Origin of the sequence: uncultured Virgibacillus sp. (assembly GCF_947495635.1) — a bacterium.
Taxonomy (GTDB): domain Bacteria; phylum Bacillota; class Bacilli; order Bacillales; family Amphibacillaceae; genus Virgibacillus; species Virgibacillus salarius.
This window is the reverse complement of record NZ_CANMAB010000124.1, coordinates 1-10,823: the sequence shown is the minus strand read 5'-3', so window position 1 is coordinate 10,823 and position 10,823 is coordinate 1. Positions and strand designations below refer to the sequence as shown.

Annotated in this window: 6 protein-coding genes; 2 read left to right on the top strand and 4 right to left on the bottom strand. The window is 34.0% G+C overall.

The genetic code is table 11. The features are described from left to right. Window positions 1–238: 238 nt before the first annotated feature. Window positions 239–1,375, bottom strand: coding sequence for a response regulator (locus tag Q1A47_RS18515; RefSeq protein ID WP_166529749.1), 1,137 nt, complete (start codon window positions 1,373–1,375; stop codon window positions 239–241). A 359-nt stretch (window positions 1,376–1,734) separates the two neighbouring features. On the opposite strand from Q1A47_RS18515, the gene Q1A47_RS18510 reads away from it, so the two are divergent. Further along, window positions 1,735–4,803 carry an ATP-binding protein gene (locus tag Q1A47_RS18510; RefSeq protein ID WP_166529748.1) on the top strand — a complete coding sequence of 1,023 codons (3,069 nt, stop codon included), beginning with the start codon at window positions 1,735–1,737 and terminating at the stop codon, window positions 4,801–4,803. Window positions 4,804–4,974: 171 nt separating this feature from the next. Beyond that, window positions 4,975–5,892: a heme o synthase gene (gene cyoE / locus Q1A47_RS18505; RefSeq protein ID WP_026681614.1), complete on the top strand. Its 918-nt coding sequence runs from the start codon at window positions 4,975–4,977 to the stop codon at window positions 5,890–5,892. Window positions 5,893–6,634: 742 nt separating this feature from the next. Here cyoE and Q1A47_RS18500 read toward each other — a convergent pair. Genes Q1A47_RS18500 through Q1A47_RS18490 form a run of 3 tightly spaced genes read right to left on the bottom strand, consistent with a single transcriptional unit; the run spans window position 6,635 to window position 10,291 of the window. Further along, on the bottom strand, window positions 6,635–7,777 hold the full coding sequence (locus tag Q1A47_RS18500) for a Ger(x)C family spore germination protein (RefSeq protein WP_166529747.1): 1,143 nt from the start codon (window positions 7,775–7,777) through the stop codon (window positions 6,635–6,637). A 1-nt stretch (window position 7,778) separates the two neighbouring features. After that, window positions 7,779–9,215, bottom strand: coding sequence for a spore germination protein (locus Q1A47_RS18495; protein WP_026681617.1), 1,437 nt, complete (start codon window positions 9,213–9,215; stop codon window positions 7,779–7,781). Further along, window positions 9,212–10,291, bottom strand: a complete 1,080-nt coding sequence (locus Q1A47_RS18490) for an endospore germination permease (RefSeq protein ID WP_166529746.1) — start codon at window positions 10,289–10,291, stop codon at window positions 9,212–9,214. Before Q1A47_RS18490 ends, Q1A47_RS18495 begins: the two co-directional genes overlap by 4 nt. Between the last annotated feature and the right edge of the window lie 532 nt (window positions 10,292–10,823).

The window sequence follows — 10,823 nt, the reverse complement described above, 5'->3', positions numbered from 1 at the left end:
TAGACTCCTGCGGGATTAGCGCGAGCCGAAAATCCACTTTGCAACGTGTTCTTCTTTGCAAAGTTAGTTGAGGCCGCACCCGCGGAAAGCGAAGTAATTCGTCGGAGCATTGCCAATATACATCGACCATTTCAAAATAACTACTCGGCTTAACGCAGTCATTGCACTGATTTATACTTTCTTAACTTATAAAAAAACCATGCTGGATAAGTGATCCACCATGGCTTTTCTAAACTATTTAATTATATTTTTTCCATTGACTGTACCAATTACGAATGTCTGTATGAGGCTTCGTTCCAAATTCTGTATGTAAAAATTCTTTTAAATTCTGATAATGCCTCTCAACATTAATCGAGTCATTCGTTGTAGCATAAATCTTCAGTAAAATAAAATGAGCTTCTTCGTTCTCTGGATGGCTATCACAAACTTTTTTAAACCATTTTTTCGCCTCCTGATACGACTGCTCCTTCCAATAAAAATAAGCAATTTTTAATGCATAATCCAACCAAACTTGTTCAAGCTGCAATTGATGATTTTCTGCCCACCAATAACCATGTTCTTCTAAATAAGAACCTTTATACAAATCCATAATCTCAACATATCTATCAATCGAATTTATAGTCATAGGAGGTGCTAGTTCTAGTTTTTCCTTCCATAGCTGGATATCTATCGTGATATTTTGCGTAGATAGGGTATACCCTTCCTTGGTATTTATAATCTTAAAATTGCTTGGATATTTCTTTAAGACATTTCTTACATGGTAAACAGCTGTATATAATTGGGCATAAGCTTTTTCAGGGTCTAAGTCTGGCCAGAGTAACTCGATTAAAAAGGACTTCTGAACTAGCTTTTCTTTGTTGTGCAATAGATATAGAAATAATTCCTTCGCCTTCAAGGTTCGCCATGAAATAACTTCCTTTTCCCCATGGCTAGTTGTGAGTGATAAGCTCCCACATACATTTATCTGTAGCGTATTATTTAATGAGTTATTAGAAGACATAGATTTAGATTCACCATTAACTTTTGCCACAAGACGTTCTACGGTTTTGTTTAAACGTTGTATCGAAAAAGGCTTTAAAAGATAATCTAGTGCATTTATTTCAAATGCTCTTACCGCATGCTGATTATATGCAGTAACAAAAACGATTTGTAAAAATGGATGACTGGATAGTAATTGTTCAGCTAATTCCAGACCATCTACCTGTGGCATTTCTATATCTAAAAAAACAACATCTGGATGTAGCTGTTGAACCTTTTTTCTTACCATTAGCGGGTTAGTTAGTTTATCAATAACATCGATATCACTATTTTTCTTAAGAAGATGTTCCAAAAAATCTACTGCCATTTGTTCATCGTCTACAAGAATCGCTTTCACCCATATATCCTCCCTACTCCCATTTAAGTATGAATCGATTGTACTATATAAGGTATTTAACTCGTAGTCTATCTATAAAATTAGTAGAGGTCAAAAGATTGGATTTATACGTAGCATTTTACTTAAGAAATAGCTACATACTATTTATGAAGAAAATCGGAAACCTAATACAACTAAGCTTGCAATATTAATCATTGAACTATTTATTCGAACAGAATTAGGATGTTCTATATCTTTTTACTGATTTCTAAAGGAATGAATGACCTAGCCTTTGTTATCTACCATAAAAATATATCATTGAATAGAAATGATAAATAAGTTAGAGTAGAGCATATTAATTTAAAGGACTGTGACAAAACATGCGTAATAAGAAACAGATGTCTATTCCAAAGATATTTATTATTATTAGTGTTTTTCTCATACTGTTGAGTTGTTTACGGATTGGCTGGCTCCTGTACCATCAACCACCCGAGCACCCGCAGGCGAAAAACGGAGTCATTGACCTAAGTACTTGGGATTTCAAGGATGACCAAACCATCACACTCAATGGAGAATGGGAATTCTATCCTAACCAATTTCTAACGCCATTACAGCAATGGAAGGCTACCAATTATATAAATGTACCAGGCAATTGGAAAGGTGAATGGAATCAAACCAAAGATAAACAAACATCCTATGGATACGGTACGTTTCGCTTAAAAATTATTCTTCCAGAGAATGAGCAATCGTTATACGGAATCCGCATAAAAGATATCACAACTGCGGCTAATGTATACATCGACGATAAACTCGTAGCAGCATCTAATCACCCTACTAAAAGCAAGGAACAGCATGTACAAAAAAACGGACCTTTCTCTACTATCTTCCATACAAATAATACGAACGAAATGGAGCTATTGATTCATATATCAAATTACCAAATTCCTTTTGAAGGTGGTATTACGAACGCGATTCAGTTTGGTACGGATCAGGCTATTAATAAGCTGGAAAGCGGATCAATCGCTTTTCAAGTAACTATTTTTATCATTTATTTATTACATAGCATGTACGCCATTTGTTTATTTCTCTTGGGGAGAAAAGGGAAAGCACAAAAAGAACTTCTCTTTTATGGACTAATGCTAATCTTAGCAGCATTTACTAACTTAATTGATGATAATATCGTTTTGGAGCTACCAATTCCTATTGAATGGTATCAAAAGCTTCTATCCATATTATTTATTAGTACGTTATTGGCATTATTAGCATTTGTAAAATCATTATACCGTGTAAAAAGCCGTTTATTTACATCACTTCTAGTAATTTATTTCACTCTATCTGTCAGCTTAGTGGTAGTTCCTATTGACTTTTTTGTTTTTATTAATTTTGGAATGATGATCTTTTTCCTAATTGCTTTCTACTTCTTATTCTCACAAACGATTAAAACAATCAGAAGAGGAAAGGCAGATGCCATCTTTATTCTATTATTTGTAACCAGCTACACATCAAATGTATTAATATGGGGAAATATTGTAAATATGAATTTAATTGATATGCCGTATTACCCATTCGACTTTCTTATCTCAATCATTACCATTGCTTTATTCTTATTCAAACGTCATATCCGTATGGCTCATTTGAATGAGAAGCAAAAAGCTGAACTGCTTAACGCAGATAAAAAGAAAGATGAATTTCTAGCAAATACCTCCCATGAATTACGAAATCCGCTTCATGGAATTATTAATATTGCCCAAACTATTTTACGTAATGGGTCTGCTTCTTTATCAGCTAAAAATAAAGAAAGCTTACACCTACTCATACAAATAGGGCAACGAATGACCTTTACCCTCAACGACATCCTTGATATCTCTCGATTACAAGATCAATATATTACATTAAATAAGAAAAGAGTAAACCTGCACTCCGTAGCTGCTGTTATTCTTGATATGATAACTTATATGACAGAAAATAAAAATTTACAATTACGATTAAACATTTCCCCCTCGTTTCCAGAGGTATATGCAGATGAAAATCGATTGCTACAAATAATCTTTAACCTTGTTCATAATGCGGTTAAATACACGAATGAAGGAAGTGTTACGATAGACGCCTCTTATGAAAATAAGATTGCAACCATTCATATTAGAGATACCGGTATAGGGATAAGTGAAGAGACGCAACAAAATATCTTCAAGCCATATAACCAAGGAAATATGAAAGATAACGGCGGAATTGGTTTGGGACTCAGTGTTTGTAAACAATTAGTAGAATTACATGGTGGGACCATGTCTGTTCAATCAGTTATTGGTAAGGGTTCTACATTCTCTTTTACACTCCCAATAGCAGACAACGCAACAAATGTAGAGGAAAATAAGATAGTACCAGCTACTGATGAACATGTTCATAACTTTTATCCAATAGATGAGGCAGAGACGGAGGTATCCGCTACAAGAGAAAATAGAAACCAAGCACGTATACTTATGGTCGATGATGACCCGATTAATTTACGTATTTTACACAACGTACTTAGTCCATATTATGACATGATTACTGCCACTAGCGGTAAAGAAGCATTATTACATATCCATTCAAGAGAATTGGATTTAATTATCGCAGATGTAATGATGCCAACGATGTCTGGCTATGAATTAACCAAGATTATCCGAAAGCAATTCTCCATTTCGGAGCTACCTATTTTGCTGTTAACAGCACGGAATCAATTAGAAGATATTTATACTGGATTTCAATCAGGTGCTAATGATTATGTTGCAAAACCAATAGATGCCTTAGAGTTAAAAGCTCGTGTTGATGTTTTAACAAGTCTAAAAGCATCCGTCCATGCACAACTTCGGATGGAAGCTGCTTGGCTTCAAGCACAAATACAACCACACTTTTTATTTAACACACTGAATACAATTGCTTCCTTAGCTGAGATTGATACGAAGAGAATGATAAAACTGCTTGAAGAATTTAGTAATTACTTGCGAAGAAGCTTTGATATGACGAATAAAAATGCGCTTATTCCTCTTGAGGATGAACTTGATTTAGCACGCTCGTATTTATTTATTGAAAAGGAACGCTTTGGAGATAGACTACATGTTTCCTGGGAGATCAAAGATAACATTCCAATACAAATTCCTCCGCTATCCATCCAGCCAATCGTAGAGAATGCTGTTAGACATGGTATCCTAAAGCAAGTAGAGGGCGGTACAATTCGTATTCAAATAGTAGAACATAACACTTATTATAGTATTACCATCATCGATGATGGTGTCGGAATGGATCAACAAAAAGTAAAGCAAATTCTAAGTGATGAATGGGTTTATGGAAGCGGACGTGGGATTGGACTAGCGAATACTAATCGACGATTTAAACAATTATATGGAGTAGGCTTAGATATTCAAAGTACGCCTTATATGGGTACAACTGTTACTTTCAAAATACCTAAGTAAAATGATTGTCATTGCTTATATTCTATCATCAAAATAATTCTTCTGTTATTGAGAATAAGGCAGTAGATATATATGGTATGAAATAATGTCCATTATGTGAAGAAAACACATTTTAACTATTTATGTGACTATATTTGTTAAAATGAAAGGGTAAGAAAGCGAGATGGTCACATGAAGAAAAAAGAAAATCAAATGCATGAAAATCAATCCTTAGTAAATGCTCTTGCACAGACTGTAAAGACCGGCATTATTAAATCCAATCTAATCCCAATGTTTGCAGGGTTATTTTTAGCTATTTATACCTATCAATATAGCCTCTATGAAAAATTACCCGAAATTCTATTTGCTTTTGTTGGAACGAGCCTCGTTATTGGTGCAGCTGGTGCTTTTAATAACTTGTATGATCGAGACATTGATGAAATCATGGAAAGGACCAAAAATAGGCCAACAGTAACTGGAAGAATTAAACCAACCTATGTTTTATGTCTTGGAATTTTGATGTCTTTGGTTGGCATATTCACCCTTGTACTAGCAACACCACTGGCAGGAGTACTGGGCTTTTTAGGCTTATTCTTTTATGCAGTACCCTATACAATGTGGAGTAAGCGTAGAACTGTTTACAACACCGAAATTGGTAGTATTTCAGGTGCGATGCCGCCGCTGATCGGTTGGGCAGCTATATATCCGGATATTACTCACCCTGCAATTATTGGCTTGTTTATCATATCCATTATCTGGCAAATGCCACATTTTTATGCCATTGCTATTCGCAAGCATAAAGAATATCAAGCTGCAAGAGTTCCTATGCTTCCGGTAGTTAAAGGGATTCGGAGAACCTATATTCAAACAAATATTTATTTAGTCGTCGTGGTAGCAACCAGCTTCTTACTTGGTACACTTAGTCTAGGCTTACAGTTAGTAGCTCTGCTGCTAAGTCTTTCTTGGTTGTCACTCAGCATTATCGGTTACCACAAAATGGATTCGGAGAAATGGGCAAAATCGATGTTTTTATTTTCACTTATTTATATGACTGTACTATTTTCTACCGTCATTATTTATTCATTAATGGGAACTATTTTTAATTTATAAGTTACTTGAGGTAGCATAAGCTTAAAATCAAGCTTATGCTTTTCACATATTCAACTCCACTCTGTTTTTCGCATTACTTTTCTAACAAAGGCTTTAATGATAGTAAAAAGGGTTATACGATAAAAAGCATAATTAGAGTTGATACACTATTTGTATGGGATGATTTTGAGACTGTGTTGTGGGTCTTCTTTGTATTATTACTAATCGTGAGTTTTATTCATCAGCTTGGTCATTATACAATGGCAAGAATATTTATTGGAAGGTCAGTATTGATACTTGGTAGAGGTAAAGAATTATTTAAATATAGATCGATTCGAGTAAATAGAATCCATTTTCTAGACGCCTTTGTCATTATAAAGCCTTAAGAATTGACAATCTCTTTACGCACCTCCTTGTCCATACAGGAAGAAATATCTTCAATATCGGTTCCTGCTGCTGCTCATTTATCTCATACTAGTGAATATCTCACTGGGCACACAAGTCTGTTATTAATTTGGTTATTTTTCAGTATTTTTTGCGCTAATTCCTATACAATATAGCAAAAAACACGCTAGTGATGGCAAAGCCTTATACGATATAATACGCAATCAAGAAGCAACTAATACCTAAAAGATACTAGCTTTAGAAGTATACCCCAGTAGTACCCCTAGTCTTCTACAGGCTCATTTGCTTTCCATTCATCAAGCAAATGCTGCTATAGTTAGCATTGTTAAGTGAAAGCTTTTCTCCTTAATATTACTAATTAATTATTTTTTCCAGCTCCAGCATGTCTCAAAACTAAATCGACTTGTATTTCATCTAATATTCCATCCTCCGTAAAAAAAGAATCCTTATTAACTAAGTTCTTCCAATATTTATGTTGGTCGCGATATAATAGATTCTCTAAACGTAAGAAATCGGTTTCTTTCTCTTTACCTAGCTCAAATAAAGCTTTTATTTGATTCTTAATGGCATCTTTTGTAGTATTAATCACTTTATTCGTAATAATAGTTGAGTCCTTATTTTGGTTCGTAACATAACCTTCTACTTCAACATGCACATCAAATCTTGGCTTGCCTGCTTTCATACTGTCTGTCACTTCGGATTTTAAATCTTCGATTACTACTAGTAATTGATCATCCTTTTTATTATTAGATATTAAGACGGATGTACGATCCATTTCTGGCGTAATCCAACGTAATCCCTTTAATTCCTGCAATTCAAAGAATCCTTTAAATGTATCATTCTTCATAAAAAATGCCCCATCATACATTAACTTGGCATCATCTTTATTATTTTTCTTCCATTGTGTATGATTGATAGCAAGTGAAGGAATATAGGTAGTTAAAGCTGGTTCATATACTTCTCTAGCAAAATGATGTAATTCAAACGGTCGAAATAACGAATTTTGTTTATATATTTCAACAGGATTATGCAAGATAGTCTCTAATGAACCTTGATTAAAAAACCCTTGGGTAGAGAGTATATCATTGATATCTTCTTTTGTAGCAAACACCCAAGGCGTTAATCGGAATTCGTTATACCGAATTACACCATCGAAGATGCTTTTAAATCCATGCTTAATAGCCGATTCTCCCAGCAAGATACTTGTAACATGGGACCAAATAATTTTTTCCTGCGCCGTATTATACAATTCAAACAGGGCATCATTAAATGTTTTCGCTGCTGTTTTTGATACATAAACATCAGGCGCTGTAGCGGTAGCTCCTTCGGTATTGGATAAACTACTTAAACTAACCATCTGTACATAAGCAATATATTTATCATCCTTGTAATCTACACCAATGGCTGTAGCATAATTCATTTGTTGAATTTCTTTTACATCACTACAGCCTGTAATTACTATTAAAAAGAAGAAAAGGGGGATGATAACCATTTGTCGCATATTATCTTCTCCGTTTCTGAAGCATCTGTGCTGAATTATTCCGGCGTTTAAAAGGGTTTATTAATAACGCATCCAGAAATTCTTTAAAACTTAATGTAACAACCGGTTCAAGATACGATAAGGAAAAAGATTCTAAACGTGTCAAATAGACCACAATACTTAATAATCCTAGTAAAAATCCGTATATTCCTAAAAAACCTGAAATTAATATCATATATACTCGTAATATACTTACTGTTCCAATTAATGATTGATTAACTAGTGTATACGTACATAGTGTGGAAAGTGCAATTACAACAATTAGTGTTGCAGAAGCAAGTCCTGCACGAATTAGTGCATCCCCAATAATAATACCACCAACGATCGCAATTGTTTGGCCGACAGGCTTTGGCATCCGTACCCCAGCTTCTCTAAGGATTTCAAATAATACTAACAAGAATAAGAATTCCAATATAAATGGTAATGGCATACCACCTCTAGCCTCTACGACTGTCGCTAAAAGGTTAAAAGGGAGAAGATCAATATTAACGGACGCGATAGCGATCCAAAAACCAGGTAACAAAATAGCTAACAACAGACCAATCAGTCTAACCACCCGTTGAAACGCGACAATATGATAGGGAAAGTGGACATCCTCTGGAGACTTTAGCAATTCAAATAAATTAATTGGTCCAATCAGGATTAATGGCGAACCATCAATAATGATGATAAATCTCCCTCTTAAGAGACACTCCACAGCAAAATCTGGTCGTGCAATATTATCAAATAACGGAAATAATGAGAACGTTCTATCAGAAACCCATTGTTCTAATTGACCACTGCTTAAAATACTTTCTACCTTTATATTATTTAATCGCTGACGTACTTCTTTAATCACCTGCATATTTGCCTTATTATGTATATAAACAAGTGATGTTTTTGTTTTACTAATGGATCCTAACTCGAATGATTCATTATATAAACGCTCTGTTTTTAAACGCTTCCGAATCAATGCGATATTAACATTTACTTCCTCGGTAAAGCCGTCTTTTGGCCCTTTTACAGATAGTTCTGTGTTTGACTCTTCTGGATTACGTTGAGGGATCTTTGCAATATTTACTGCATATACAACGTTTTCTCCTACTTTATAAAGAATGAAATAACCAGATAGGATTTTCGAAATGACGTCATCAAAGCCGTCGATAACAAAAAGAGGTGGTAATTCTTCATTATTTTTATGAATATTGTCTTTCAAAATAGCTGTAACTATTTGATTATAATACTCATTTAATTGTACAGAATCAACCATTCCATTGAAGTAAAAAGAACCAATTGCAGCTTCATCATGAGGTATATATTCTACATCTGCATGAACAGAGAAGAAATCTTGTAGCTGGTCGATACGTAATGTACCACTGTGTAATTTTTTAGTTATTTGTTGCGTTGTATATTTTGTCATGAGTTTGTATTCTCTCCTTTATTAGAGAAGATCCCGATGAGTACTAAGATAGTCGTCAAGTAAACTCCAAAAATTAGTGCCCCATAATAAAAATAATTCTGTGTAATCTTTTGTATCCAAACATCGCTATTTTCCGGTATCGTTACAACTATTAATGTCATAATAATGATTCCAATAATCGTCCACTTCAATTTGGAAGATGAGTTATTCCAAATATTCCAAAGTACATAAATGCATAACGATAGTCTTATAAACACACCGCTTAGTAACTGAAACACTGCAAAATAATCTAGATGAGACACATGCTGTCCAATGGATACTAACCGCCATTGTTCGAAAGCAGGAAATCTCATTTGTGAAGCAACTTCAGGACCAAAAGAGGCTATCGAGCCTAATGTTGGCCCGAGAATAAGGATGGTTAATACAGCTATTAGACTAAGCAAACCAAAATAGGAATATTGCTTTTTCATCTGGTCTTGGAGTAAAAAAAGAATGATAAAATCAACATTAGCTCCTAACACCATCATGATTCCTTGTATTACTGGCCCCACTCCTTCCGTAAATATAGGAAAAAGATAAGAATAATCTTTCTCAGCGAATGTTGCAATAGCAACAAAATAGCCTAAAACTATGACAAAGGGTAGTAATAACAAAGCAGAATACACAATCGTTTTTAAATTTGCAGAAGCTGCCCATACACAAATAATGATAAAAGGAATAGCTATAATCCAAATGGATGTACTCGGTAGGAAATATATTTGAACCGTATTAATCAAATCATTAAACGCTATAATTGCAATTAGTAAAATATATATAGAAATGGAGATAATAATAATGGTTGAAATTAGTTTACCTGTACGTTCATTTAACCATTTTTGTAAATGCTTATGTTTCAATTTATTTATAATTCTTCTTAGAAAAAGTGCCCAAATAATGATGATAAAATAAGCAATAATCGATGCTATCCAAGCATCTCTTTTAGAAACTTCTAACAAATGGGGTAGCAAAATAACATGATTAGAAATACCAATAAACATAATTAGCAATAGAAATATTTGTAATCGAGAAAACTTCATATGTACCCCCTATTCATTACTTTCACATGTATTGTTTTCTTATTCATGGCTAGTTATACAGAAATATGCATAAAGATATCAGTTGGTTTAATTTGACGGCAAGGTTGATTTAATCACAACAAAAAAACGATCTCCTAAAGCTTTAGTAAGAGAACGGAAAACAGTTCTAAAAATTTAAAACTACTTTTAGCGAATTATCCATTAGAAATATAAACAATATTTAAGGATACTGCTTTTTCTCTCGAAGATTCAGGAAGAGGTTATGCAACGGAAGAAGCTGTGAGTAGTTTAGTCAAGCAGTTATTTGATGATTTTGACATTCGTAATAAAGTGATTCTGCATTTCATGTTTCTTCCTTTTAGAAGACCTCTAGATTAATTATCAAGTGTTGGAATACGAAAGCATTCTAACATCATCTCCTTTTAAAGTTGCTGAATATGAAAGTTAATAATGCTCCCTCCCTCTATAAATTAAAATTATCTCAGAATTACTCCGTTTTTCTCCCGTTTACTTTATATCATTCAAAGAGAAT

Excerpts from the sequence above, each read along its gene's own strand:
- Q1A47_RS18490 (WP_166529746.1), bottom strand. The coding sequence starts at position 10,291 with ATGAAGTTTTCTCGATTACAAATATTTCTATTGCTAATTATGTTTATT.
- cyoE (WP_026681614.1), top strand. The coding sequence starts at position 4,975 with ATGAAGAAAAAAGAAAATCAAATGCATGAAAATCAATCCTTAGTAAAT.
- Q1A47_RS18500 (WP_166529747.1), bottom strand. The coding sequence starts at position 7,777 with ATGCGACAAATGGTTATCATCCCCCTTTTCTTCTTTTTAATAGTAATT.
- Q1A47_RS18495 (WP_026681617.1), bottom strand. The coding sequence starts at position 9,215 with ATGACAAAATATACAACGCAACAAATAACTAAAAAATTACACAGTGGT.
- Q1A47_RS18510 (WP_166529748.1), top strand. The coding sequence starts at position 1,735 with ATGCGTAATAAGAAACAGATGTCTATTCCAAAGATATTTATTATTATT.